22 protein-coding genes and 1 tRNA gene are annotated in these 24,133 nt (G+C 66.4%); 13 read left to right on the forward strand and 10 right to left on the reverse strand.

Going from position 1 to position 24,133, the window contains the following annotated elements; translation table 11 throughout:
- The first annotated feature begins 128 nt into the window (after positions 1-128).
- On the forward strand, positions 129-1,742 hold the full coding sequence (gene gshA, locus HWX76_RS28295) for a glutamate--cysteine ligase (RefSeq protein WP_176016692.1): 1,614 nt from the start codon (positions 129-131) through the stop codon (positions 1,740-1,742).
- A 75-nt stretch (positions 1,743-1,817) separates the two neighbouring features.
- On the opposite strand, the gene HWX76_RS28300 is transcribed toward gshA, so the two are convergent.
- On the reverse strand, positions 1,818-2,135 hold the full coding sequence (locus tag HWX76_RS28300) for a DUF4148 domain-containing protein (RefSeq protein WP_050011100.1): 318 nt from the start codon (positions 2,133-2,135) through the stop codon (positions 1,818-1,820).
- Between the two features lie 471 nt (positions 2,136-2,606).
- Between HWX76_RS28300 and HWX76_RS28305 the strand changes: the two genes are divergently transcribed.
- Positions 2,607-4,247, forward strand: coding sequence for an L-lactate permease (locus HWX76_RS28305; RefSeq protein WP_050011101.1), 1,641 nt, complete (start codon positions 2,607-2,609; stop codon positions 4,245-4,247).
- A 99-nt stretch (positions 4,248-4,346) separates the two neighbouring features.
- Here the strand turns inward: HWX76_RS28305 and HWX76_RS28310 are convergent, their stop codons facing one another.
- Positions 4,347-5,264, reverse strand: coding sequence for a LysR family transcriptional regulator (locus HWX76_RS28310; protein ID WP_050011102.1), 918 nt, complete (start codon positions 5,262-5,264; stop codon positions 4,347-4,349).
- A 229-nt stretch (positions 5,265-5,493) separates the two neighbouring features.
- Between HWX76_RS28310 and HWX76_RS28315 the strand changes: the two genes are divergently transcribed.
- Both HWX76_RS28315 and HWX76_RS28320 read left to right on the forward strand, forming a co-directional pair.
- Positions 5,494-7,665, forward strand: a complete 2,172-nt coding sequence (locus tag HWX76_RS28315) for a phospholipase C, phosphocholine-specific (RefSeq protein ID WP_176016693.1) — start codon at positions 5,494-5,496, stop codon at positions 7,663-7,665.
- A gap of 217 nt (positions 7,666-7,882) precedes the next feature.
- On the forward strand, positions 7,883-8,608 hold the full coding sequence (locus tag HWX76_RS28320; RefSeq protein ID WP_124593544.1) for a phosphonate utilization associated transcriptional regulator: 726 nt from the start codon (positions 7,883-7,885) through the stop codon (positions 8,606-8,608).
- A 125-nt stretch (positions 8,609-8,733) separates the two neighbouring features.
- Here the strand turns inward: HWX76_RS28320 and HWX76_RS28325 are convergent, their stop codons facing one another.
- The 4 genes from HWX76_RS28325 to HWX76_RS28340 all read right to left on the reverse strand — a co-directional run bounded on the left by HWX76_RS28325 (position 8,734) and on the right by HWX76_RS28340 (position 11,761).
- Positions 8,734-9,006 (reverse strand): hypothetical protein, encoded by a 273-nt coding sequence (locus HWX76_RS28325; protein ID WP_124556212.1) that lies wholly within the window; start codon positions 9,004-9,006, stop codon positions 8,734-8,736.
- Positions 9,003-9,449, reverse strand: coding sequence for a DUF4105 domain-containing protein (locus HWX76_RS36975; protein ID WP_124631129.1), 447 nt, complete (start codon positions 9,447-9,449; stop codon positions 9,003-9,005). The genes HWX76_RS28325 and HWX76_RS36975 overlap by 4 nt, the downstream gene beginning before the upstream one ends.
- Before the next feature lie 473 nt (positions 9,450-9,922).
- A complete protein-coding gene (locus HWX76_RS36820) occupies positions 9,923-10,324 on the reverse strand; it encodes a hypothetical protein (protein WP_244138026.1) in 402 nt (133 codons plus the stop codon).
- 48 nt (positions 10,325-10,372) lie between these two features.
- A complete protein-coding gene (locus HWX76_RS28340) occupies positions 10,373-11,761 on the reverse strand; it encodes an FAD-dependent oxidoreductase (RefSeq protein WP_124631130.1) in 1,389 nt (462 codons plus the stop codon).
- 273 nt (positions 11,762-12,034) lie between these two features.
- Here HWX76_RS28340 and phnA point away from each other — a divergent pair, with 273 nt between their 5' ends.
- From phnA to HWX76_RS28365, 5 genes are all read left to right on the forward strand, one after another.
- Positions 12,035-13,273: a phosphonoacetate hydrolase gene (phnA, locus tag HWX76_RS28345; protein WP_124631131.1), complete on the forward strand. Its 1,239-nt coding sequence runs from the start codon at positions 12,035-12,037 to the stop codon at positions 13,271-13,273.
- Between the two features lie 26 nt (positions 13,274-13,299).
- The gene (phnY, locus tag HWX76_RS28350; RefSeq protein ID WP_050011107.1) at positions 13,300-14,754 is read left to right on the forward strand and encodes a phosphonoacetaldehyde dehydrogenase; all 1,455 of its coding nucleotides are present in this window, start codon (positions 13,300-13,302) and stop codon (positions 14,752-14,754) included.
- 180 nt (positions 14,755-14,934) lie between these two features.
- Complete coding sequence (locus HWX76_RS28355) at positions 14,935-15,717, forward strand: amino acid ABC transporter substrate-binding protein (protein WP_050011108.1); 783 nt, start codon at positions 14,935-14,937, stop codon at positions 15,715-15,717.
- Between the two features lie 14 nt (positions 15,718-15,731).
- Entirely contained in the window at positions 15,732-16,412 is a 681-nt protein-coding gene (locus tag HWX76_RS28360) for an ABC transporter permease subunit (protein WP_069618246.1), read from the forward strand.
- The gene (locus HWX76_RS28365; RefSeq protein ID WP_089488917.1) at positions 16,409-17,167 is read left to right on the forward strand and encodes an amino acid ABC transporter ATP-binding protein; all 759 of its coding nucleotides are present in this window, start codon (positions 16,409-16,411) and stop codon (positions 17,165-17,167) included. The genes HWX76_RS28360 and HWX76_RS28365 overlap by 4 nt, the downstream gene beginning before the upstream one ends.
- A gap of 30 nt (positions 17,168-17,197) precedes the next feature.
- Here HWX76_RS28365 and HWX76_RS28370 read toward each other — a convergent pair whose 3' ends face one another.
- Positions 17,198-18,013 carry an alpha/beta hydrolase gene (locus HWX76_RS28370; RefSeq protein ID WP_176016695.1) on the reverse strand — a complete coding sequence of 272 codons (816 nt, stop codon included), beginning with the start codon at positions 18,011-18,013 and terminating at the stop codon, positions 17,198-17,200.
- Between the two features lie 81 nt (positions 18,014-18,094).
- On the opposite strand from HWX76_RS28370, the gene HWX76_RS28375 reads away from it, so the two are divergent.
- Entirely contained in the window at positions 18,095-18,709 is a 615-nt protein-coding gene (locus HWX76_RS28375; protein ID WP_176016696.1) for a CGNR zinc finger domain-containing protein, read from the forward strand.
- 36 nt (positions 18,710-18,745) lie between these two features.
- Here HWX76_RS28375 and HWX76_RS28380 read toward each other — a convergent pair whose 3' ends face one another.
- The gene (locus tag HWX76_RS28380) at positions 18,746-19,795 is read right to left on the reverse strand and encodes a DUF3592 domain-containing protein (protein ID WP_176016697.1); all 1,050 of its coding nucleotides are present in this window, start codon (positions 19,793-19,795) and stop codon (positions 18,746-18,748) included.
- A gap of 191 nt (positions 19,796-19,986) precedes the next feature.
- Positions 19,987-20,062 (reverse strand) — tRNA-Lys (locus HWX76_RS28385).
- A 190-nt stretch (positions 20,063-20,252) separates the two neighbouring features.
- Here HWX76_RS28385 and HWX76_RS28390 point away from each other — a divergent pair.
- Both HWX76_RS28390 and HWX76_RS28395 read left to right on the forward strand, forming a co-directional pair.
- A complete protein-coding gene (locus HWX76_RS28390; protein ID WP_050011114.1) occupies positions 20,253-20,657 on the forward strand; it encodes a PaaI family thioesterase in 405 nt (134 codons plus the stop codon).
- Between the two features lie 8 nt (positions 20,658-20,665).
- Positions 20,666-21,532 carry a patatin-like phospholipase family protein gene (locus tag HWX76_RS28395; RefSeq protein ID WP_124631135.1) on the forward strand — a complete coding sequence of 289 codons (867 nt, stop codon included), beginning with the start codon at positions 20,666-20,668 and terminating at the stop codon, positions 21,530-21,532.
- Between the two features lie 61 nt (positions 21,533-21,593).
- On the opposite strand, the gene HWX76_RS28400 is transcribed toward HWX76_RS28395, so the two are convergent.
- A complete protein-coding gene (locus tag HWX76_RS28400; RefSeq protein ID WP_050011116.1) occupies positions 21,594-22,607 on the reverse strand; it encodes a D-2-hydroxyacid dehydrogenase family protein in 1,014 nt (337 codons plus the stop codon).
- Between the two features lie 426 nt (positions 22,608-23,033).
- On the opposite strand from HWX76_RS28400, the gene HWX76_RS28405 reads away from it, so the two are divergent.
- Entirely contained in the window at positions 23,034-24,080 is a 1,047-nt protein-coding gene (locus tag HWX76_RS28405) for a LysR family transcriptional regulator (RefSeq protein WP_124631136.1), read from the forward strand.
- Positions 24,081-24,133 lie beyond the last annotated feature (53 nt).

The following is a 24,133-nucleotide window of genomic DNA, read 5'->3' on the forward strand; positions in this document are numbered from 1 at the left end:
CGTGCTCGCGGCCACCTCAAGCGCGGCTTTCGGCGAGATGTTAAAGTGCCCGCTACCAACGAAGCGACCAACAATCCAGCCGGCCGCGCGCGGCGTTCTGCGCGCGGCCGTCACGCACTTGCGTCTCCATGTCGAACACCATGACTCACCGCCAGTCCGAACTGTTGCTGAAACGCCTCGACGCGCTGAGCTCGGGCCCGACGCGGCAGCATCTGCCCGACGGCCTGCGCGGCATCGAAAAGGAAAGCCTGCGCGTGACGCGCGACGGGATGATCGCGTTCACGCCGCATCCGCGTGCGCTCGGTTCGGCGCTCACGCATCCGGCGCTGACAACCGACTATTCCGAAGCGCTGATCGAACTGATCACACCCGCGGAGCGCGACGCCGCGCTCACGCTCGAGCGCCTCGACGATCTGCATCGCTACGTGTATGCATCGCTCGGCGACGAGATGCTGTGGAACGAGTCGATGCCCGGCTTGCTGCCGGCCGACGACGAGATCCCGATCGCCAACTACGGCACGTCGAACATCGGCCGCCTGAAGACGGTGTACCGGCGCGGCCTCGCGTACCGCTACGGCCGCACGATGCAGTGCATCGCCGGCATCCACTACAACTACTCGCTGCACGAGGAAGTGTGGCGGCGCCTGCATGCGGACGAAGAGTCGACGGCGACGCTCGTCGATTACCAGTCGGAACGCTATCTCGCGCAGATCCGCAACTTCCGCCGCCGCAGCTGGCTGCTGATGTACCTGTTCGGCGCGTCGCCGGTGCTCGACACGAAGTTCCTGCGCGGCAAGCCGCACAAGCTCGACACGTTCGACGCCGATACGCTGTACCGGCCGTATGCGACCAGCCTGCGGATGAGCGATCTCGGCTACTCGAACACGACGGCCCAGGCCGCGCTGCACGTCGACTACAACACGCTGCCCGGTTATCTCGACGCGCTGTCGAAGGCCGTGAGCGAGCCGTATCCGGCGTACGAGGCGATCGGCACGCATCGCGACGGCGAGTGGATCCAGATCAACACGAACGTGCTGCAGATCGAGAACGAGTTCTACTCGACGATCCGGCCGAAGCGCGTCACGTATTCGGGTGAGCGGCCGCTGCATGCGCTCGCGTCGCGCGGCGTGCAGTACATCGAAGTGCGCTGCCTCGACATCGATCCATTCGAGCCGACCGGCATCGCGCTGGAGACCGCGCGCTTCATCGACGCGTTCCTGCTCGCGTGCGCGCTCGACGACAGCGCGCCGCTCGACTGCGACGCGTACAAGGAAGCGAACGCGAACTTCGGCAGCGTGACGCTGGACGGCCGCAAGCCGGGCCTCACGCTGACGCGCGAAGGTCAATCGGTCACGCTGCAGCAGTGGGCCGATGAACTGATGGCCGATATCGAGATCGTCGGCCGCCGCCTCGACGAAATCCGCGGCGGCGACGAACATGCACGGGCGATCGCCGCGCAGCGCGCGAAGCTCGCCGATCCGGAACGCACGCCATCCGCGCGCGTGCTGCGCACGATGCGCGAGAACGGTCAGTCGTTCCTCGCGTTCGCGCTCGCGCAGAGCGAAGCGCATGCCGCGCATTTTCGCGCGCGCCCGCCGTCGGCCGAGACGCTGCACGCCGAGCAGGCGCTTGCCGCGAAGTCGCTCGCCGAGCAGGCCGAGCTCGAAGCGAAGGAGGCCGGATCGTTCGACGCGTTCGTCGCCGCCTATCGCGCCTATACGCTGAACCGCTTCAGCGTGTGACGGTCGCGCATGCGGCCGGCGCAGGGTGCGCCGCGCCGCTGCCGCGCGATCCATCCGGTTCCATCAGTGATCCGGTCAGTGATGCGCATACGTGCCGCGATCGACTGCGTGCGGCAGCGCCGGCTTGCCTGATTCCCCGTGCGCCCGGCCGTCGCTGCCGTAACCGGCGGCGTCGCCCTCACCGCGCGCCTGCGCGGCGCGCTGCATGAGCGCCTGCATGTTCCGCGGAAAGTCGGGACTGCTTGCGAGGCTCGCCCGGTAGCCGGCGGCCTGCAGTTCCACCAGTTCCTGACGGACCTGCGCGCGGGTGAGCGTCGACGCGGCTTGCGCGTGAGCGGCGAACGCCGCGCCGATCAGCACGCACGCGCATGCCGCGTGTTTCATCGTCTTCATCGTGTTGGCTCCGTGAGGTTCCGCCGCCGCGCCATCGGCGGCGCGGGCGGAAACGATGCAGCCAGTCTAGGCTTCGGACGCCAAACGAAACATCCTCGTGGCGGGCAGTCACCTTTTCCGGTCGCGCAACATTGCGCGCACCGGTGAGGCGGCCGCGGCGGGCTGCCTGTCGAACGCGACAGCGGCGCGCCATCTGCCGGCCATCGTGCGGCGGCCGGTTTACATCGGCTCGCCCGCATCGGGCTTCTCCCCCTTGTACAAGCGCGTTGCGCCTCCTAACCTCTTTTAAGCGACCGATCGGTTGGCCGCGCAACGTCGTTGCGTACGCAAGCGCCCGAGCGTGGTCGTGACCGCAGGACATCGCCTTGTACCGAACCCGGCGCATCGACATGCGAACCCGGGTCGACCGCACAAGGCATGGGACCCGAGTAGACGCTGAAGCGCCGACTCGGGTCGACATCTGGAGACACGATGAACCCCACCGACGCCCTCCCGCCCGGCATCGTCTTCGCGCAGCCGCTGACGCCCGTCGCGCACTCGCTGCTCCTGTCGTTCCTCGTCGCCGCGATCCCGATCGCGGTCGCGCTGATCGCGCTCGGCGTGCTGCGCCGCCCCGCGTGGCAGGCGTCGCTCGCCGGGCTCGTCGCGGGCCTCGCGGTCGCGATCGGCGCGTGGGGGATGCCGGCCGGGCTCGCGTTCAACGCGGTCGGCGCCGGCATGGCGCTCGCGGTCGTGCCGGTGATGTGGATCGTCTTCAACGCGCTGCTGCTGTACAACATCGCGGTGAAGTCGGGCCGCTTCGACCAGTTCCGGCAGTGGATGCTCGACAACCTGCCCGACGACCGCCGCCTCGTGCTGCTCGTCGTCGCGTTCTCGTTCGGCTGCCTGCTCGAAGGGATCTCCGGATTCGGCACGCCGGTCGCGATCACGAGCGCGCTGCTGATCGCGCTCGGCTTCCCCGCGCTCGAAGCGCTCACCTATACGCTGCTGTTCAACACGGCGCCGGTCGCGTTCGGCGCGCTCGGCGTGCCGATCACCGTGCTCGGCGCGGTCACGTCGCTGCCGCCCGCGACGCTCGCGCAGATGGTCGGCCGCCAGTTGCCGTTCTTCGCGCTGCTGCTGCCGTTCTATGTGGTCGGCGCGTATGGCGGGCTGCGCTCGATCGCGAAGCTGTGGCCCGCGCTGCTCGTGTCGGGCGGCAGCTTCGCGATCGCGCAGTTCGTCACGTCGAACTTCCTCGGCTACCAGCTCACCGACGTGCTGTCGTCGCTCTCGTCGCTGATCGTGACGATCGGCTTCCTGCAGCTGTGGAAGCCGCAGCCCGATCCGCAATACGCGCTCGCGCGCAGCGTGCCGGCCGCCGCCGGCGCCGCGCGCGCGGGCTTCGGCGGCTGGCTGCCGTGGCTCGTCGTGTCGGTGGTCGTGATCGTGTGGGTGCACGCGAACATCGCGGCGATCGGCGACGTGAAGATCAAGTGGCCGGGCCTGCACAACGCGGTGTACGTGTCGCTGTACCACAAGCCGTATGCGGCGATCTGGGATTTCCAGCCGCTCGGCACGGGCACCGCGATCCTGCTGTCGGCGATCATCACGGCCGCGCTGACGCGCACCGGGCCCGGGGCGTTCATCGAATGCGTGGGGAAGACGTGGCGGCAGACGTGGATCGCGATCGTCACCGTGATGATGATCGTCGGCCTCGCGTACCTGCTGAACTACTCTGGCATCAGCTATACGCTCGGCACCGGCGTCGCGTCGACGGGTGCGTTGTTCCCGCTGGTGTCGGCATCGCTCGGCTGGATCGCGGTGTTCCTGTCCGGCAGCGACACGTCGGGCAACGCGCTGTTCGGCAACCTGCAGGTCGTCGCCGCGCGGCAGCTCGGCCTCGACCCGGTGCTGATGGCCGCGACGAACTCGTCGGGCGGCGTGATGGGCAAGATGATCTCGCCGCAGAATATCGCGACGGGCGTGTCGACGACGGACCTGAAAGGGCAGGAAGGCGTCGTGTTCGCGCGCACCTTCTGGCACAGCGTGATCCTCACGCTGCTGCTCGGCGTGCTGGTGTTCCTGCAGCAGCACGTGCTGACCTGGATGATTCCGGCGCTGCCGAAGTGACGCACGGCGCCACGACAGAAGAAAGGCACGAGGAAAACAACGAGGGAAGGCGCGGGAAGAGCGCTAGGTCATGTGCGGAAGCGGTGAACGCGCGGCGGCTCAGCGTGCGTTCGCCCGCCGCGCCGGTTGTCCGTGGTCGGATGCGCCGGCTGCTTCAGCACGGCCCGGCAGGATGCACGCGAGGAACGCGTCGATCGCGGGGCTCTGGCGGCGCGCCTTCAGGTAGTACACGTATTCGTCGATCGTCGTGTCGACGCCGCGCAGCGCGATCACGCGCAAGTCCGGATGGCGTTCGGCTTCGCCGAGCGGAAAGAGGCTCCCGCCCACGCCATGCAGGATCGCCTCGCGAATCGCTTCGCGGCTGCCGATCTCGGCAACCGACGTGGCCGCGACGCCGGCCGCTGCGAGGATCGTCTCCGTGCAGCGGCGCGTGACCGACCCTTCCTCGCGGATCAGCAGCCGCACGTCGGCGAGCTGCGCCGCGTCGATCGAATCGAACCGCGCGAGCGAATGATGGCGGTGCACGACGAGCACGAGCGGATCGGTCGAGATCACCTTGCGTTCGAGGCCGTCGGCGTCGTTGCGCTGCGACGAGACCGCGAGATCGATGCGGAATTCCTGCAGCGCCTGCAGGATTTCCTCGGAGTTGCCGATCCGGCACGTGAGCGCGATCGACGGGTGCGCGCTCGAGAAGCGGCCGACCGCGTCCATGATGTAGTACGGGCCCGTCGCGCCGATCCTCAGATGGCCTTCGAACAGGCCGCCGATGTTGCGTAGCATGATGTCGGCCTGCGCCTCGAGCGCGATCATCTTCTCGACGAGCGGCAGCAGCTCGATGCCCGTCTCGGTCACCTCGAGCTTGCGGCCGCTGCGGTAGAACAGCTCGACGCCGTACAGTTGCTCGACCTGCCGGATCTGCGCGGCGATCGTCGGCTGGCTCACGCCCAGGTGGCGCGCGGCGCGCGTGATGCTGCCCTGCCGGACGGTCGCGTGGAACGCCTTCAGCTGATCGAACACGACTCGGCTTCTCCCCCCTCTTCATCGCGCGTCAGCGTAGCGTACGCATGTGTCGGCCGGATGAAAGGCGCGCCGTGCGAGACTTCGAAAAAAAGCTGGGGATGACGGCAAGAAACCTGCGGGAACCGGTCACGGCCGGGACATGCCGGTGCGGGGTAATAACGACGACGCAGATCGCCGGCCCCGCTCGCCCGGCGCCTCCACTCCCACCGACCACAGGGTGCTCTTCATGTCCTCGAACAATCGACGCGATTTCTTGCGCCTCGCCGCGCAGTCGGCCGGCGCGATGGCCGCCTACGCGGGCTTCCCGCCCGCGATCCGCAATGCGCTGGCGATGCCGGCCGCCTATCGTACCGGCACGATCCGCGACGTCGAGCACGTCGTGATCTTCATGCAGGAAAACCGTTCGTTCGACCATTACTTCGGCGGACTGCGCGGTGTACGCGGCTTCGACGACCCGCGTCCGCACCTGCTGCCGAACGGCGCGCCGGTGTGGCAGCAGCCGCCGGCGTCGGTGTTCACGAAGAACTACCATTCGCGCGGCCTCGATCCGCAGGCGCCGTACGTGCTGCCGTTCTACCTCGATCCGAAGCAGACGACCGAATTCCAGCCGGGTACCAATCACGGCTGGAGCAGTGGCCACCTGTCCTGGAACAACGGCCAGTGGGACCAGTGGGTGAACCAGAAGCAGGACGTGCTGACGATGGGCTACCTGAAGCGCCAGGATCTCACGTACCACTACGCGCTCGCCGACGCGTTCACGATCTGCGATTCGTACTTCTGCTCCGCGCACGCCGACACGGCGCCGAACCGCATCTACCTGTGGACCGGCACGGTCGACTCGCGCAACGTCTACGGCAGCGCGACGAACGGCCCGGGCATCGGCGAACGCAACGACGTGAACGGCTACACGTGGACGACCTACGCGGAACGCCTCGAAAACGCGAAGATCAGCTGGAAGGTGTACCAGGGCGGCACCGGCATCCCGGGCGACCCGACCGACAACTACACCGACAACTCGCTGATGTTCTTCAAGCGCTTCCAGGTGAAGGAAGGCGCGAGCGGCCCGCTGGTCGACAAGGGCGCGTCGGACCACACGCTTGCCGAGCTGAAGGCCGACGTGCAGGCCAACCGGCTGCCGCAGGTGTCGTGGATCGTGTCGCCGTACAAGTACAGCGAGCATCCGCAGGCGTCGCCGACGGACGGCGCGTTCTACATCAACATGGTGCTCGAGGCGCTGACGTCGAACCCCGAAGTGTGGGCGAAGACGGTGTTCATCCTGAACTACGACGAGAACGACGGGCTGTTCGACCACGTCGTGCCGCCGGTGCCGCCGGCCACGAGCGGCGTGGGCGGGCAGGGCATCGTGTCGTCGAACCTGCTGTCGAACCTCGGCGACGAACTGCTCGACCTGAACAAGTACCCGGGCGAAATGAGCCCGCTCGTGCCGGGCGCCGACCCGGGCGGCATCCAGCCGATCGGCCTCGGGCCGCGCGTGCCGCTGATCATCATCTCGCCGTGGACGAAGGGTGGCTGGGTCTGCTCGGAGACGTTCGACCATACGTCGGTGCTGCGTTTCCTCGAGGCGCGTTTCGGCGTGAAGGAGCCGAACATCAGCGCGTGGCGCCGGTCGATCTGCGGCGACCTCACGTCGGCGTTCGACTTCTCCGCGCGCCCCGACACGCGCACGGTCAGCTTCACCGTGCCGCAGCACATCGCCACCGCCGGCCAGGCGTACCAGGTGCCCGCGCAGCAGTCGATGCCGACGCAGGAGCCCGGCACGCGTCCGGCGCGCGCGCTGCCGTACGAGCTGTTCGTGCACAGCCGCGTCGGCGCGCATGACGACACCGTGTCGCTCGACTTCGCGAACACCGCCGACGCGGGCGCCGCGTTCTACGTGTACGACCGCCGCAACCCGGCGACGCCGCCGCGCCGCTACGCGGTGTCCGCGCGCGACCGCTTCGTCGATACGTGGAGCACGTCGGCCGCGCGCGGCGACTATCATCTGGCCGCCTACGGCCCGAACGGCTATCTGTGCGAATTCCAGGGCAACACGCGGCTCGCCGCCGACGGCCGCCACGCGAACCCCGAAGCGAAGATCGGCTACGACGTGCGCAATCGCCACGTGTATCTGCAACTGCGCAACAGCGGACGCGCGACGTGCCGCGTGTCGGTCGACAACGCGTACAGCCATGCACATGCACGCACGTACATGCTGGAGCCGGGCGAGCGCGTCGACGCGCACTTCGAGCTGTCGTCGAGCCACGGCTGGTACGATCTGACGATCACCGCGACGACGCTGCGCGGCGGCGACGACAAGGTCGTGCGCCGCTTCGCGGGCCACGTCGAAACGGGTCGGCCGAGCCACAGCGATCCGGGTCCGGTGAAGCGTACGGCCTGACGGCTGTGCAGGCGGTGGCGCGCGACGCGGGAGGGTTCGCCCGCATCGCGCGACCGCCGCGTGCCGGTTGCATGGCGATTGCGAATGTGAGTCGTACGCCGGACTGGCTTTTGGAAACTGAAAACTGTTGACAATTTGGCGGGGTGAGAGGTATACAACGACCACTCGCCGACATGGCGCCCTCGTTTTCGCCTGCAGCCCCGCTGCCTGCCCGACCATGACTGCCCCGAACGCGCTCAGCGCCATCGAACTCCTGCAAAGCCAGTCGCTCGCGATGATCGTCCAGGACATGCTCGAGCGCGCGATCGTGTCCGGCGAATACGCACCCGGCGAAAAGCTCAACGAAGTCGATATCGCGACGAAGCTGAACGTGTCGCGCGGCCCGGTGCGCGAGGCATTCCGCGGGCTCGAACAGGCCGGCTTGCTGCGCAACGAGAAGAACCGCGGCGTGACCGTGCGTGTCGTGCCGCTGCGCGAGGCCGAGGAAATCTACGAAGTGCGCGCGATGCTCGACGAATCGGTCGCGCGCGCACTCGCGAAGCGCATCTCGCCCGAGACGCTGAAGGTGCTGAAGGGCATCGCCCAGTCGATGAAGGGCGCCGCGAAGACGCACGACGTCACGCGTTATACCGAGCTGAACGTGCAGTTCCACGACGCGATGGTGGTCGGCGTCGGCAATACGCATCTCACCGATACCTACCGGCGGCTCGTGCGCCAGCTCGGCCTGCTGCGTCAGGCGGCGATCGAGGCCGAGGAGGATGCGATCGCGGTGTCGGCGGCCGAGCACGACAAGATCGTGCGGGCGCTCGCGGCCGGCGACGAGGACAAGGCCGTCGCGCTCGTGCGCGAGCACGTCGCGCATGGTCTCGCGCGGATGCGTCGCATGCATGAGCAGGGGCTGCCGGTGACGGGTAAGGCGGCGCGGGAGAGGGCGGGCACGTAAGGGGACGCGGTGCGTGTCGTTGCGCGTCGTTCGGTTACGGGCCGTCCGCCCGTTATGCCGGCCGGGCTTAGCTTTGCTCGGAATCGACATGGCCCGGGCCAAATGCAACGATCGCCAGCAGGCGATTATTTGCGGTGTCGTTTATCGAAGGCATCATCCAGCACCCACCCCGTGCCGGATTTGCAGTCCACTTGCGTGTATGCGTAGATTTTGGCAACACGATCCGTCAGCGGAACACAGGACTCGCCTTTCCTGATCGTGAAGATCGGCTGGGTCCTGTCGTCGTTAGGTTCGGCAAACGCAGGCATATCCTGAAGTGCCGTCCATTCCTCATCTTTGTATTTCGAGCACGCGCTGATCATCGCGGCGAGTGCGGCCAATAGCAGGAGGCGTGTCATTTCTTCGGATATCGTCGGATTCCAATCAGGCGTTTCGAATGGCGCAGACCGATCATCAAATCCGCAGGAGGGATGATACCCGGGAGTTGCCACCTTGGGTCGTAAGCCAGAATGCCAGCCTTGCCAAGTATTTCGGCTATGTTCGATGAGCAATTATTGTCGACGAGAGAGTATGGCTTGTTTTCGTGTCGCCGTCTTTCTATTTCGGAAACGATGATCCTTTTCTCGTCCTTGGATGTATGGAGGAGATAGCCGATCGTATCGCGTTGCATCTTGGTCTGCTGGCGGTTTAGGTAGTTCGCGATGTTATCGACGTCCCATCCTGGGTGCGCTCTGCCATATACGATTCCATCGACTGCAATCGCTGTATGTCCGAACTGTGACCCTCTTGAGATAGAGCGGGAGTCGCTAATCAAGATTTCAATGGTTGTTGATGCGTGCATGGAGGGAAAATGGGATTCCTATTTTTTGTGTCATTGAAATCCTATCATGTTGTTTATGATAATAAAATCGAGATAATGAAATGACAAAAATAAAATGCGTAGTACGGTATTCTGCTTTATAAGCTTTATTTTAGATGGGAATCGTCTTATTGGTACGTGATTGTTTTCGTGGGGAATGTCTAGTTTCGGAACAAACGCGGCATCAGGAATTGGACTTGTTCTATAGAAGCTGGCGACGTGATGGTGCGGGCTAGCCGCAGGCCTTTCCTGCCTCCCACCGCATTGCTCACGACATGCGCGCCGACATAGCGAATCGGCTCCGGCGGGAAAGGCCGAGCGGGAGAGGGCGGGCGCGTGAGTAACGGGCGCGGGACGTGTGGCCGGTAGAGCGATGACGAAAGGGCGCCGATACGATTGATCGGTGCCCTTTCCTGTTTAAGCGAGGTTCGCTTTCTTCGCCGTACCGGACGGGTTCAGCCCCGGTCACAATTGACGATGTCGGAGCCGAATGCGGCGATCGCCTTTGGGGTGATTTCGTCTCTGACGATTCGCAGCAGGACGAGGTCGTTGCCGTAATCGGCCATGGCGTCCTCGTCGTCGGACGTGTTGCAGATCTCGGTCCAGTGCTTGTCTGTTTCGGCAAGCGCTTCGAGGACGATTTTGACCTGGCTGGCTGTTAGTTCGAGTTTCATGGTTTCCATATGGAACTCCTGTTTTTTGCTGAATTCCCGCGTGGCGGACATGGCCATTTCTTGAAGAAGCCTCTTGTATTTGTCAAGGGGCATGCTCCTTGACGGAGCAATCACATGGCGATTCTTGCCATCTGGACCGATCTGCAAATCGCCAGGAACATAAGCCCTTTTTTGAATCGCCACACTCATCCGCCAACAGGGCGATGCTTGATGCCGTCAGCGGCGAACATCTCAAGCCTTATCCGCCTTCCCCGCCGCGCTCGCAAACTTCGCGAGCCACGTATCGACCGCCGACGGCTGCCGGCTCTCGTCCTCCGCGCGCTCCTTGCGACGAATCGCGTTGCGCACGACGTGCGCGCCGACATAACGGATCGGCTCCGGCGGGAAATGGCCGATCGGGCCGCGCACGATGGGGCTGCGCGTCCACGCGTTGTCGAGGCCGAGCACGAGCGACGACAGGATCTGCCCGCCCATGTAGGTTGGCCCGACGCCGTTGCCAGAATAGCCGAAGCCGTAGAACACGTTCGGCGCATCGTCGAGGCGGCCGAAGAACGGAAAACCCGTCACCGAGCGATCCGACGGCCCGTTCCAGCTCGCGGTGATCGGCACGCCCGCCAGCGACGGGAAGAATTCGCGCAGGCTGCGCGTGAGCTGCGCCTCGTACGGCGAGCGGCGGTCGAACACGGGCGCGATGCGGCTGCGCCACGAGAACGTGTTGCCGCCTTTGCCGAGCATCAGCCGGCCATCGACGGTCGTGCGGTAGTAGTACACGAAGATCCGCGAATCGAGCACCGACACGCCGTCCACCAGCCCGGTCTGCTCCAGCAGATCCGGACATTTCTCGGTGATGACCATGTCGCTCGACACGACCGCGATCGTCCGTTCGAACTGCGGAAAGCGGCTCGCCATCCACGCGTTGATCGCGAACACGAGCTTGCCCGCGCTCACGCTGCCGGACGGCGTGCGCACGACGACCGGCTGGCCGGGCGTGAAGTCGAGCATCGGCGTGCGCTCGTAGATCCGGATGCCCATCGCAAGCGCGACGCGGCGCAGCCCGCGCACGAGCTTGCCGGGATGGACGGTCGCGGCGATCGGCGAGTAGACGCCGTGGAGATTGCGCGCGGAGCCCGAGCGGCGTGCGATGTCGGCGGGCGGCAGCGGCTCGTAGCTGTGGATGCCGCACGCGGCGAGCGCGTCGAGCACCGGCGCGAGCGTGCCGACCTGCGCACGCGACGTCGCGGTGTACAGCGTGCCGTCGAGCCGCAGTTCGGCATCGATGGCGTGCGTGCGACAGAAATCGGCGATGTGCTGCACGGCCGCTTCCGATGCCTTCACGAGCCGGATCGCCTCGGCTTCGCCGAACAGCCGCCGCAGCGTCAGGAATTTCGCGGACCACGTGAGCAGGCAGCCGCCGTTGCGGCCGCTCGCGCCGGCGCCGCACAGGTCGGCTTCGAGGATCGCGATGTCGAGCGCGGGGTGCTGCTGCTTCGCCTGGATCGCGGTCCAGAGGCCCGTGAAGCCGCCGCCGACGATACACACGTCGGCCTGCGTCGCGCCTTGCAGCGCGGGGGCGAGGTCGCCGTCGTTGAGCAGCGCTTGTTCGATCCAGAAGGGGCGCATCGGGTGTCGTATCAGTGAGGATGAGGTTGCCGTGCCGCAGCCCGAATGTAGCCGCGCTTTTTTGACCGCCTGATAAAAACCACGCCGCAGCCCGAGGCGGCCGGGTGGTCGCCACCCATCATGGTCATCGCGCCTCGAACTTTGCCTTCTGTTCTCTGCATGTTGTTGACAATCTACAAATACTCCCTTTTAATGTCAAGCCTGAAAACACTTCCCATCGGCGCGGCGCGGGCGCCGACGGCTTACCCCTTCGATCGGAAAGGACTGAACGTCATGACTGAAACGCCTGTATCCGTGGAAGTGAATGGGCGCCGCTACAACTGGATGAGCCGGCCCGTGGTGGTCGTCTGCGTCGATGGCTGCGCATACGAATATCTGGAGGAAGCGGCCGAGGCCGGCGTCGCGCCGTTCCTGCGCACGCTGCTGAAGCCGGGCACGGCGCTCAAGGGCGAGTGCGTGGTGCCGAGCTTCACGAACCCGAACAACCTGTCGATCGTCACCGGCGTGCCGCCGGCGATCCACGGGATCAGCGGCAACTACTTCTACGATCGCGACACCGGCACCGAGGTGCTGATGAACGATCCGAAATACCTCGTCGCGCCCACCGTGCTCGCGGCCTTCGGCGAACAGGGCGCGCGCGTCGCGGTCGTCACCGCGAAGGACAAGCTGCGTCGCCTGCTCGGCAAGGGGCTGAAGGGCGTCTGCTTCTCGTCGGAAAAGGCCGACGAAGCGAGCGTCGAAGAGAACGGCATCGACAACGTGCTGGAGCTGGTCGGCAAGCCGGTGCCCAGCGTGTACAGCGCGGATCTGTCCGAATTCGTGTTCGCGGCCGGCGTGCGCCTGCTCGAGACGCGCCCGATCGACCTGATGTATCTGTCGACCACCGACTACGTGCAGCACAAGTGCGCGCCCGGCACGCCCGGCGCGAACGCGTTCTACGCGATGATGGACACCTACCTGCAACGCCTCGACGCACTTGGCGCGATCGTCGCGATCACCGCCGATCACGGGATGAACGCGAAGCACGACGACACGACCGGCGAGCCGAACGTGATCTATCTGCAGGCGCTGTTCGACGAATGGCTCGGCCCCGATGCGGCGCGCGTGATCCTGCCGATCACCGATCCATACGTCGTGCACCACGGCGCGCTCGGTTCGTTCGCGACCGTCTACGTGCCGGCGACGGCCGACACCGATGCGCTGCGCGCGCGGCTCGCCGCGGTCGACGGCATCGAGGTCGTGCTGGCGGGCGCCGAAGGCTGCGCGCGCTTCGAGCTGCCGCCCGCGCGGATGGGTGACTTGATCGTGATTTCGAAGCAGGACGTCGTGCTCGGCACGCGCCGCATCAAGCACGACCTGTCGGGCCTCGACGTGCCGCTGCGCTCGCACGGCGGGATCTCCGAGCAGATCGTGCCGCTGATTTTCAGCAAGCCGGTTGCGGCCCACGTCACGGGCCGAGCGCGGCTGCGTAACTTCGACGTCATCGACATCGCGCTCAACCATCTGCAGTGACGCAGGCGATCCGCCAGGAGACTGTCATGAACGCCATTGCAGCATCGGCCGATGTCCGCACGCCACATCGTGAAGCACTGCGAATCGACGGTGAAAAGATCTATCGCGACGCGGTGATCGACGTACGCAACCCGTACGACGGCGCGCGGGTGGGCACCGTGCCGAAGGCGACGCTCGACGACGTACGCCGCGCATTCGCGGTCGCGCGTGCGTACCGGCCGACGCTCACGCGCCACGAGCGCGCGGCGATCCTGCGCCGCGCGGCCGACATCGTGCGTGCGCGCACCGCGGAGATCGCGGCGCTGATTACGGCCGAGGCCGGCTTGTGCATCAAGGATTCGACGTACGAAGCGGGCCGCGTGGCCGACGTGCTGACGTTCGGCGCCGGCGAAGTGCTGAAGGACGACGGGCAGATCTTCTCGTGCGATCTGACGCCGCACGGCAAGAAGCGCCGTGTGTACACGCAGCGCGACCCGCTGCTCGGCGTGATCTCGGCGATCACGCCGTTCAATCATCCGATGAACCAGGTCGCGCACAAGATCGTGCCGTCGGTCGCGACGAACAACCGGATCGTCGTGAAGCCGTCGGAGAAGGTGCCGCTGTCGTGCTACCTGTTCGCGGACCTCCTGTACGAGGCCGGCCTGCCGCCGCAGATGCTGCAGGTGATCACCGGCGACCCGAAGGAGATCGCCGACGAGCTGATTACGAACCCGGCGATCGACATGATCACGTTCACCGGCGGCGTGTCGATCGGCAAGTCGATCGCCGCGCGGATGGGCTACCGGCGCGCGGTGCTCGAACTCGGCGGCAACGATCCGATCATCGTGATGGAAGATGCCGATCTCGACGAGGCGAGCACGCTCGCGGTGTCGGGCTCGTACAGGAATTCGGGGCAGCGCTGCACGGCGATCAAGCGGATGCTCGTGCACGAGGCGGTCGCCGATCGCTTCACGGAGCTGGTCGTCGAGAAGACGCGCGCGTGGTCGTACGGCGATCCGTCCGATCCGTCGGTCGACATGGGCACGGTGATCGACGAAGCGGCCGCGAAGTTCTGCGAGCAGCAGGTGAACGACGCGCTCGTGCGTGGGGCGCGGCTGCTGGTCGGCAACGTGCGCGACGGCGCGCTGTATGCGCCGACCGTCGTCGATCGCGTGACGCCCGACATGCCGCTGGTGAAGCACGAAACCTTCGGGCCGGTGTCGCCGATCATGCGCTTTCGCGACATCGACGAAGCGATCCGGATGTCGAACAGCACCGACTACGCGCTGTCGTCGTCGGTATGCACGAACCGCTTCGACCACATCACGCGCTTCATCACCGAGCTGGAAGTTGGCAGCGTGAACGTGCGCGAGGTGCCCGGCTATCGGCTCGAACTGACGCCGTTCGGTGGCGTGAAGGATTCGGGGCTTGGGTACAAGGAAGGCGTGCAGGAAGCGATGAAGAGCTTCACGAATACGAAGACGTATTCGCTGCCGTGGTAAGCGGCATGTAAGGCGCGCGCGCCGGCGTGGCGGCCGGTGCGGGCGTTATTCGATCGGCTCATATCGTTAGCGGATTTGCGTTTTTGCCGCACCCAGACGCATCGGTAGAATTCGCGGACCTCTCGAACGGCGCAGGCGCGTCGGCGGGACGATCCTCTCCAATCATTCGGGGTCCGCACCATGAAATTCCTCCGCTCCATCCTGGTCGTCGCGTTGCTGCAGGCCGTCGCGGCCACCAGCGCGCTGGCTGCCGACGACCTGTCGCAGATCAAGTCGACCGGCGTGTTCCGCGTCGGCACCGAAGGCACCTACGCGCCGTTCACGTACCACGACGAGACCGGCAAGCTGACGGGGTTCGACGTCGACATCGCGACCGCGATCGCGCAGCGCCTCGGCGTGAAACCGCAGTTCGTCGAAGGAAAATGGGACGGGCTGATCGCGGGCCTCGACGTGAACCGCTACGACGCGGTCGTCAACGAAGTGTCGATCACCGACGCGCGCAAGGCGAAATACGATTTCTCGACGCCGTACATCACGTCGCACGCGGTGCTGATCGTGCGCGCGGACAACACGACGATCCGCTCGTTCGACGACCTGAAGGGCAAGAAGTCCGCGAACACGCTGACCAGCAATTTCGGCAAGCTCGCGGCCGCGCACGGCGCCGACGTGGTGCCGGTGCAGGGCTTCAACGAATCGATCGACCTGCTGACGTCGGGCCGCGTCGATGCGACGATCAACGATTCGCTGTCGTACCTCGATTTCCGCAAGCACAAGCCCGACGCGAAACTGAAGATCGCGGCGACCGACAAGACCGGCGCGGGCGACGCATCCGGCGTGCTGCTGCGCAAGGGCAGCCCCGCGCTGGTGGCCGCGATCGACAAGGCGCTCGCGGACATCAAGGCGGACGGCACCTACGCGAAAATCTCGCAGAAGTACTTCGGCCGCGACGTGTCGCAGCCGTGACGCGAGGCTGAACGATGCCGGCCTGGCTGCACCTGATGGTGGAATCGTTGCGCCCCCTGCTCGTCGCGGGGCTCGTGTTTACGGTTCCGCTCACGCTCGCGTCGTTCGCGATCGGCCTGTTGCTCGCGTTCGGCGCGGCGCTCGTGCGGCTGTTCGGGCCGCGTTGGGCGCAGGCGGTCGTGCGGTTCTATATCTGGCTGTTCCGCGGCTCGCCGCTGCTCGTGCAGTTGTTCGTGATCTTCTACGGATTGCCGAACGTCGGCATCGTGCTCGATCCGCTGACGGCCGCCGTGATCGGCTTCTCGCTGAACGTCGGCGCGTACAACGCGGAGGTGATCCGCGGCGTGATCGAGTCGATCCCGAAAGGGCAGTGGGAAGCCGCGTACTCGATGGCGATGACGCGCGCGCAGGCGCTGCGCCGCGCGATCCTGCCGCAGGCCGCGCGCGTCGCGCTGCCCGCGCTGTCGAATTCATTCATCTCGCTCGTGAAGGACACGTCGCTCGCGGCCGTGCTGACAGTCCCCGAGATCTTCCAGGCCGCGCAACGCATCGCGGCCGTGACCTACGAGCCGCTGATCCTCTATACCGAAGCCGCGTTGATCTATCTGCTGTTCAGCTCGGTGCTGTCGTCGCTGCAACGCCGGCTGGAGCTTCGCTTCGGCCGCCACGCGCTGTTCCACGCGGAGTTGCGATGATCCGCCTTGAACGCATCGACAAGTCGTTCGGCGCGCATCGCGTGCTGAGCGGCATCGACCTCGCGTTGCAGCCGGGCAGCGTGACCGCATTGATCGGCCCGTCCGGCAGCGGCAAGAGCACGCTGCTGCGCTGCGTAAATCTGCTCGAAGTGCCGGAGGCCGGCGCGCTGGTCGTCGGCGATGCGCGCATCGACTTCGTGCCGGCGCACCGGCCGTCGCGCGACGCGGTGTTCGCGGTGCGCAAGCAGACCGGCATGGTGTTCCAGAACTTCCAGTTGTTTCCGCACCTGAGCGTCGTGCAGAACGTGATGGAGGGGCTCGTGACCGTGCAGCGCTGGCCACGCGAACAGGCGCGCCAGCGGGCGCTCACGCTGCTCGACAAGGTCGGCATCGCGGACAAGGCCGACGCATGGCCGGCCACGCTGTCGGGCGGACAACAGCAGCGCGTGGCGATCGCGCGGGCGCTCGCGCCGTCTCCGCAGGTGCTGTTGTGCGACGAGCCGACGTCGGCGCTCGATCCGGAGCTGTCGGTCGAAGTGGTCGAGGTGCTGCGCCAGCTCGCGCGCGAAGGCACGACGATGCTGATGGCCACGCACGACCTGCGTCTGGCCGCGTCGATCGCGCACGATGCGGTGTTCCTCGCCGACGGCCGCATCGTCGAAGCCGGGCCATCGCGCGACGTGTTCGGCCGGCCACGCGATCCGCGCACCGCGAAATTCGTCGCGACGCTCGCGCAACGCGCGCCGGTGTTCTGACGCGACACGCGGTACGCGATGCCGTGATGCTCAGCCCGGCGCGGACCCGTCGAGCACGGCGGCGACGATCGCCTCCGGCGCATCCTCCTGCACCAGATGGCCCGCGTGTGGGACCCGGATCAGCTTGCCGTTCGCGATGCGATCGGCCAGCGCCTGCCCTTGCTCGAGCGGGATCCACATGTCGTCCTCGCCCCACACGATCCGCACCGGAAAGTCCGGCGGCGCGTAGCGGGCCTCCGCTTCCTCGATGTAGCGCTGGCGCATCTGCGCGATCTGGCGATAGAACGCGGCCTGGCCGGCCGGCGTGAACCATGGCTCGCGGTAGATCGACAGCACGTCGTCGCGCAACGGCCGCGCGACCGCCTGGCCGATATAGGCCGACAGGAGCGCGTGATGCGCGTACGCGGGCAAGCCGGTGAACGCGGCTCCGTGCTGCGCGACGTGGCGCACGAACGGCGACCCTTGCGGCGCGATCGCGACCGGATTCACGAGCGTGAGGTCCGCATAGGCGATGCCGTCGAGAAAGTGCGCGCGCAGCACGGTAGCGCCGCCGTAGTCGTGCGCGAGCACGCGCGGCCGCGACAGTTTCCACTCATTCAGCAGCGCGCCGAACAGCGCGTTCTGGCGGCCCAGCGATACGTCCGCGTCCGGCATGTCGGACCGGCCGTAACCGAGCAGGTCGTAGAAATACACGCGATGGCGCCGCGCGAGCCACGGCGCGATCCGGCGCCATACCTGCGACGAAAACGGCGTGCCGTGCACGAGGACGAGCGGCGGGCCTTCGCCGAGCGTGCCCCATGCAATCCGGTGGCCTTCGAAATTGAAGCGGTTCGGGAGTTCGAGCATCGGCTTCTCCGTGATAACCTGTTTCGGTTGTTAAAAGGTTACGCCGGATTCTCCGGATATGAAACCGATAGGTGAAAATAAATGGTTACTCGATCCGACCCGGCGCGACATGAGCACGAATGGCGCGCGGCCGATTTCGTCGGCGGCCATCCGGCGCTCGACTTCCTGAACACGGTGGCCGACACGGGCAAGACGCGCGACGAGGAGAAGCTCGTCGACTGGCCGGCCGTGCGCGCGTGGGCAGCGAAGGCGGGGGGGCTGGCGCCGGACGATCTGGCGCGGCTGCTGCGTCATCCTCGGCAGGACGGCCCCGACGAGCTGGCGGCGCTGCACCGCTTTCGCGACGACGCGTACGTCGCGATCGCGCATCTGACGACCGAAGGCGGCGGCAGCGCGGGCGCGCGTGCGGCGGACCGGCTCGCGGTGACGATCCGCGAGGCGATCGGGCGCAGTGCGTTCGACGCGGTCGGCGGCCGTTTCGCGTGGCGGCTCGACGCGCGTACCGCGTCGCGCTGGATCGATGCGGTCGCGCTCGGTTTCGAGCATCTGATGCGCAGCGACGATTTCGCGCGCGTGCGGCAGTGCGGCCGGTGTACGTGGTTCTTCGTCGATCGCGGCCGCGGCGTCGGCCGGCGCTGGTGCGACATGCGCACGTGCGGGAATCGCGCGAAGGTGGAGGCGTTCAGGGAGCGGTGACGCGCGCGTCGCGACGGTTGCCGCGCCGCGCGTGCGTCATTGAGCGGTTTCGTGCGGCCGATGGTGGTCGGGCCATAACGTCGCGGCGATGAACAGCCCCGCTGCAAGGAACGGCGCACCGATCGCGAACAGGATGGCAGTGAGGCCCCAGCGATCCCAGAAGCGATCGACGAGCGCGCGCTCGGGGGTGACGGGGTCGTACAGTACGTTGACCGCGTCGCCTTCGTGCAGGCCCAGGTGCGACGACGCCGAGCCCTGGGCGAACGTGATCAGCCGACCGCTGTCGGTGGTGAACGCGACGACGGCCGCGTACGGCGCCGTGCGCGACCGCAACGACCGCCCGTTTTTCGCGATCTCGACCACATGGCCGGTCGAACGCGCATAGTGGTGGACGATCTGCCACTGATGCAGGCCGGCCGCGCCGGCGCCGGCGAGGAAGCCTGTGCCGATCGCGATCGGAATCAGCACGATCGCGATATCCCAGCGGCGCTGCGTCGGCTTGCGTGCGGCGCGGGGCGGCGCCGGGTCCGATTGGCGGCGGCGACGCTCGCCGGCAATCAGCAGGCCGCCGATCGCGAACGCCGCGACGGCGAGCAGCGCCGGCACGGCCACCGGAAACCAGCGTTGCGTGAAATCGTCGATCAGCGCGAGGCGCTCGGGGTGGTCGGGGTCGAGCAGGACGTCGACGTTTTCGCCGATGTCGTAGGCGGGGACCGTCGACGCGGTATTGCCGGCGACTTCGCGGCGCTGGCCGTCGTTCGCGAGGTACGCGACGATCGGGCGGTACGCGCGCATCGCATCGCTGTCCTGGACGATGCGCACGACCGTGCCCGGCGCGCGGACCAGGTGCCCGGGTTCCCGGCTGGCGGTGATGGCCAGTGCGCCGGCCAGCACGGACAGGACGACCCCGATCATCAGCGCGACCAGCGCGTTCTTACCCGGCATGACGCGATCCGGTTCGTGCGTCGCGCGGATTCGGGTGTGCCCGGGTGAGCGGCCCATCGCGACGGACAGGCCGATATTGGCGCAACCATGCCCTCTGAATGGTCGCGCGTCGTTCACATGCTTCCATGTCTGACGTCCCATGCTCTCTCAGTGCCGGCGGGCCAACGACGATGCCTGGCGCCGGTCGTGTGATATTTGTCGGACGATTCTAGCGGAAACGATGCGCGACGGGCGTGCGGTCGCGTACCGCCGCGAAGGGCGCACGCCGCGAGTGCGGCGCGCCAAAACGGAAAAAGGCCGGTCAGCTTTCGCTGACCGGCCTTTGGAATTCCTGGTGGGGCGTGAGTGACTCGAACACTCGACCTACGGATTAAGAGTCCGCTGCTCTACCAACTGAGCTAACGCCCCCAACAGAAGAAAGATTATGCCGGGGTTTTCAGGGCATGGCAAGCCCTTTCTGCAGATTTCCTGAAAATATTTCGTCAAGACAACGGCGGCTGTCGGCGCGGTAACGAGCGGTCGCAGTTTGCGCGCTCCCGGTATGATGACGCCACACGCGTTGCGCGGCGGTCGCGCAACGTTTTCTGGACATTCGAAGATGGACGAAAACGCAGTCCGCGAATTGCTGGATCGCCTGCTGGCCCCGTGGGTCCGCTCGCTGGGTCTGGTCCCCGTGTCGATCGGCGACGATAGCGTCACGCTGCGCCTGCCGTTTTCCGGCGAGTTCCGTCATTCGGGCGGCGTGATCTGCGGCCAGGTGTTCACGGCGGCCGCCGACACCGCGATGGTGGTCGCGATCTCGGCCGCGCTGGGCGAATTCCGGCCGATGACGACGGTGTCACTGAACACGAATTTCATGCGTCCGGTGCGCAAGGGCGACGTGCTCGTCACCGCGCGCGTGCTGCGGATGGGCCGCAACCTCGTGTTCGGCGAAGTCGAACTGTTCGACGAGGACGGCACGATGGCCGTTCACGCGACGTCGACCTACGCGCTCATCAGCTGAGCGGCGCGATGTTCGACCAGATCGTCTTCGCGGGCGGCGGCAATCGTTGCTGGTGGCAAGCCGGCTTCTGGGACGTCGCGCAGCCGGCCCTCGGCCTGCGCCCGCGCGTGATCACCGGCATCTCGGCCGGCGCGGCGACCGCATGCATGCTGTATACGCGCGACGCCGCGTGGGTGATGCGCTATTACGAAGAGGCGCTGCGCCACAACCGGAAGAATGCGTACTGGGGCAACCTGTTCGGGCGCGAGCCCGTGTTTCCGCATTACCGGATCTACCGTCAGGCGCTGCTCGACATCTACGGCGAGCCGTTCGCGAAGCTCGCCGCTGCGCCGGAGATCCGCATCGGCGTGTCGCACGTGCCGCGCTGGCTCGGCGCGCGCAGCGCGGTGGCCGCCGGCCTCGTCGCATACAACATCGAAAAGTACGTGCGCAAGACGCTGCACCCGACGCTCGGGCGCACGCTCGGCTTTCGGCCCGAATTCGTGCGCGCGCAGGCCTGCATGCACGTCGACGAACTCGCCGACCTGATCCTGCAGTCGTCCTGCACGCCGCCGTTCACGCCGGTACTGCGGCGCGGCGGCCGGCCGGTGCTCGACGGCGGGATGGTCGACAACGTGCCGGTCGATGCGCTCGACCCGTCGCCGGGCGACGTGCTGGTGCTCGTCACGCGGCTGTATCCACGTCCGCAGATGTTCACGGTCGCGCATGGCGACCAGCGGCGGCTGTATGTGCAGCCGTCGAGCAAGGTGCCGATTTCGAGCTGGGACTACACGAGCCCGTCGCAGATGCGGCATGCGTACGATCTCGGGCGGCGCGACGGCGAGCACTTTCTCACGCGCGTCGGCGCGATGACGGGCGGCCGCGTGGCCGCCTGACGAACGATCGGGAAGGGAGTAAAGGGCAAAAGGGGCCGCGCGACGCGCGCAGCCCGTGCGATCAGCGCTTGCGGATCGGCGTCAGCGCTTCCGGGTTGGCGACGCTCGACATGTCGCCGTCGTCGAACGCGAGAATGTTGCGGAATGCGGCACTGAAATACAGCTCGTAGCTTTCGCGTTCGACGTAGCCGATGTGCGGCGTGCAGATCACGTTTTCCATCCGCAGCAGGCTGTAGCCCTGCAGGATCGGCTCGCTTTCGAACACGTCGATCGCGACCATCCCCGGACGGTTGTGCGACAGCGCGTTGACGAGCGCGTTTTCCTCGAGCAGCTCGGCGCGGCTCGTGTTGACGAGCAGCGACGTCGGCTTCATCCGCATCAGGTCTTCCTGCTTCACGATCCCGCGCGTGTCGTCGTGTAGGCGCAGGTGCAGCGACAGCACGTCGCTCTGTTCGAACAGCGCCTCGCGGCTGTCGGCGGCCGTGTAGCCGTCGGCGCGCGCGGCTTCGAGCGAATGCTCGCGGCCCCAGATCAGCACGTTCATCCCGAACGCCTTGCCGTAGCCGGCGACGAGCCGGCCGATTTTGCCGTAGCCCCAGATGCCGAGCGTCTGGCCGCGCAGCACCTGACCGAGGCCGAAGTTCGGCGGCATCGCCGACGTCTTCAAGCCCGACTGCTGCCAGGCGCCCTGCTTCAGGTTCGCGACGTATTGCGGGATGCGGCGCTGGGCGGCCATCACGAGCGCCCAGGTCAGCTCGGCCGGCGCGACCGGCGAACCGGTGCCTTCGAGCACCGCGACGCCGCGATCGGTACACGCGTCGAGATCGATGTGGCTCGACACGCGGCCGGTCTGGCTGATCATGCGCAGGTTCGGCAGCTTGGCCAGTAGCTGGGACGTAATCGGGGTCCGTTCACGAATCAGCACGAGCGCCTCGACTTCGGCCAGACGGCTGGCGAGCTGTCCGAGGCCGCGCACCGTATTGTTGAAGACCTTTACGTCGTGGCCGGCGAGCATCTCGAAGCAGTTCAGCTTGCGGACGGCGTCCTGGTAGTCGTCGAGGATGGCAATTTTCATGGTGAACGGGGTGTCGCGCGTTGAAAGCGGCAAGGGCGGCGGCGCAGCTTGCGCGGCCGTCTCGCCCGGCCGGGGCCGACATGATGCAACGTCGGCCGCCTTGGTGGTGTCTTTTTAACAGGTTGTTACGCTCCGCCGCAATCGGCCCTGCCGCCCCCGGCGCCGCTCCCGGCCCGTGCAAACGGGTGCGCTGTTGTGTCGCATCAAACACGTCCTTTCTGATTCGGCCGTTTACTCGCCGAGGTTCACCCAATTGTTGCTTCAAGCAGAATAATTGGATCAAGTATCCGCAGAAGGCGAGGATTTTTGACTATTTTTATCGTCAACCGGCGCCTTGTTGAGCAACTCTGCATCATTTCCGCTGTCGTAGGAGAATTACGCATTTGCTTCATCTTTTTGAAGTTGTAACAGCGGCAGGAGTCGTTTATGGATCATTTGCAGTCGATGCGCGTGTTCGTCAAGGTTGCAGATCTCGGCAGTTTCGCGCGGGCCGCGAGCGCAATGGATATCTCCAACGCGGTCGCGACGCGCCACGTCGCCGATCTGGAAGGCCGGCTCGGCACGCGTTTGCTTAACCGCACCACGCGCAGCCTCTCCCTGACGGAGTCGGGTCAGGTTTATCTGGAGCGTGCCCGCCAGATCCTCGACGAGCTCGAGGACGTCGAGCAGATGGTCGTCGCACGCAATCACGAGCCGGTCGGCACGCTGCGCATCGTCGCGCCGGTCGTGTTCGGCCTGCACAACCTCGCGCCCGTGCTGCAGTCGTACACGGAGAATTTCCCGAAAGTGGTGCCGGATCTCACGCTGGTCGACCGACAGGTCGATCTGGTCGAGGAAGGCTTCGACGTCGGCATCGTCGTCACGCGCCAGATGCGTAGCGCGAGCATCGTCACCCGGCGTCTGACCACCGGCTGCATGACCGTGTGCGCGACGCCCAGCTATCTGGAGAAGCACGGCGTGCCGATTCATCCGGAGCAGCTCGCCGAGCACCCGGCCCTGAGCCTGCCGACCGAATACTGGGGCGACGAGCGCGTGTTCACGGGGCCGGACGGCGAAGTGCGCGTGCGCCCGACCAACGTGATCGTCGCGAACAACACCGCGATGCTGCGCCAGTTCGCGTTGCTCGGGATGGGCGTCGCGATCCTGCCGAGCTACCTGATCGGCAGCGACATCGCGCGCGGCGCGCTCGTGCGGCTGCTGCCGGATTTCCGCCTGCCGCAGGTCGAGATCAACATCGCGTACCCGAGCCGGCGCCATCTGCCGGCGAAGGTGCGGACGTTCATCGATCACCTCGTCGAGCATTTCAGCCACTCGACCGACGCGACGATGGGCGAACAATGGGCCGCGCAGAGCGCGCCGCCGATCGGTGTCGAGATGCGTGCCGAGCCGCTCCCCGAATCGACCGGTCCGAACCTGCAGCCGCGTGTGGCGCGCTCGCCGCGCACGCGCGTGGCGATGCCGTCGCCGCTGTAACGGGGCGGCGCCCGGTAGCGTTACGGCCGGCGCAAATAAAAAACGCGGATCGA

The sequence above is a fragment of the Burkholderia sp. BCC0398 genome, assembly GCF_902833245.1.
Classification (GTDB): Bacteria; Pseudomonadota; Gammaproteobacteria; order Burkholderiales; family Burkholderiaceae; genus Burkholderia; species Burkholderia sola.

Bases quoted from the DNA above. Each gene is read 5' to 3' on its own strand.
- gshA (WP_176016692.1), top strand. From the start codon at position 129: ATGTCGAACACCATGACTCACCGCCAGTCCGAACTGTTGCTGAAACGC.
- HWX76_RS28300 (WP_050011100.1), bottom strand. From the start codon at position 2,135: ATGAAGACGATGAAACACGCGGCATGCGCGTGCGTGCTGATCGGCGCG.
- HWX76_RS28305 (WP_050011101.1), top strand. From the start codon at position 2,607: ATGAACCCCACCGACGCCCTCCCGCCCGGCATCGTCTTCGCGCAGCCG.
- HWX76_RS28315 (WP_176016693.1), top strand. From the start codon at position 5,494: ATGTCCTCGAACAATCGACGCGATTTCTTGCGCCTCGCCGCGCAGTCG.
- HWX76_RS28320 (WP_124593544.1), top strand. From the start codon at position 7,883: ATGACTGCCCCGAACGCGCTCAGCGCCATCGAACTCCTGCAAAGCCAG.
- HWX76_RS28325 (WP_124556212.1), bottom strand. From the start codon at position 9,006: ATGACACGCCTCCTGCTATTGGCCGCACTCGCCGCGATGATCAGCGCG.
- HWX76_RS36975 (WP_124631129.1), bottom strand. From the start codon at position 9,449: ATGCACGCATCAACAACCATTGAAATCTTGATTAGCGACTCCCGCTCT.
- HWX76_RS28340 (WP_124631130.1), bottom strand. From the start codon at position 11,761: ATGCGCCCCTTCTGGATCGAACAAGCGCTGCTCAACGACGGCGACCTC.
- phnA (WP_124631131.1), top strand. From the start codon at position 12,035: ATGACTGAAACGCCTGTATCCGTGGAAGTGAATGGGCGCCGCTACAAC.
- phnY (WP_050011107.1), top strand. From the start codon at position 13,300: ATGAACGCCATTGCAGCATCGGCCGATGTCCGCACGCCACATCGTGAA.
- HWX76_RS28355 (WP_050011108.1), top strand. From the start codon at position 14,935: ATGAAATTCCTCCGCTCCATCCTGGTCGTCGCGTTGCTGCAGGCCGTC.
- HWX76_RS28360 (WP_069618246.1), top strand. From the start codon at position 15,732: ATGCCGGCCTGGCTGCACCTGATGGTGGAATCGTTGCGCCCCCTGCTC.
- HWX76_RS28365 (WP_089488917.1), top strand. From the start codon at position 16,409: ATGATCCGCCTTGAACGCATCGACAAGTCGTTCGGCGCGCATCGCGTG.
- HWX76_RS28370 (WP_176016695.1), bottom strand. From the start codon at position 18,013: ATGCTCGAACTCCCGAACCGCTTCAATTTCGAAGGCCACCGGATTGCA.
- HWX76_RS28375 (WP_176016696.1), top strand. From the start codon at position 18,095: ATGGTTACTCGATCCGACCCGGCGCGACATGAGCACGAATGGCGCGCG.
- HWX76_RS28380 (WP_176016697.1), bottom strand. From the start codon at position 19,795: ATGGGACGTCAGACATGGAAGCATGTGAACGACGCGCGACCATTCAGA.
- HWX76_RS28390 (WP_050011114.1), top strand. From the start codon at position 20,253: ATGGACGAAAACGCAGTCCGCGAATTGCTGGATCGCCTGCTGGCCCCG.
- HWX76_RS28395 (WP_124631135.1), top strand. From the start codon at position 20,666: ATGTTCGACCAGATCGTCTTCGCGGGCGGCGGCAATCGTTGCTGGTGG.
- HWX76_RS28400 (WP_050011116.1), bottom strand. From the start codon at position 22,607: ATGAAAATTGCCATCCTCGACGACTACCAGGACGCCGTCCGCAAGCTG.
- HWX76_RS28405 (WP_124631136.1), top strand. From the start codon at position 23,034: ATGGATCATTTGCAGTCGATGCGCGTGTTCGTCAAGGTTGCAGATCTC.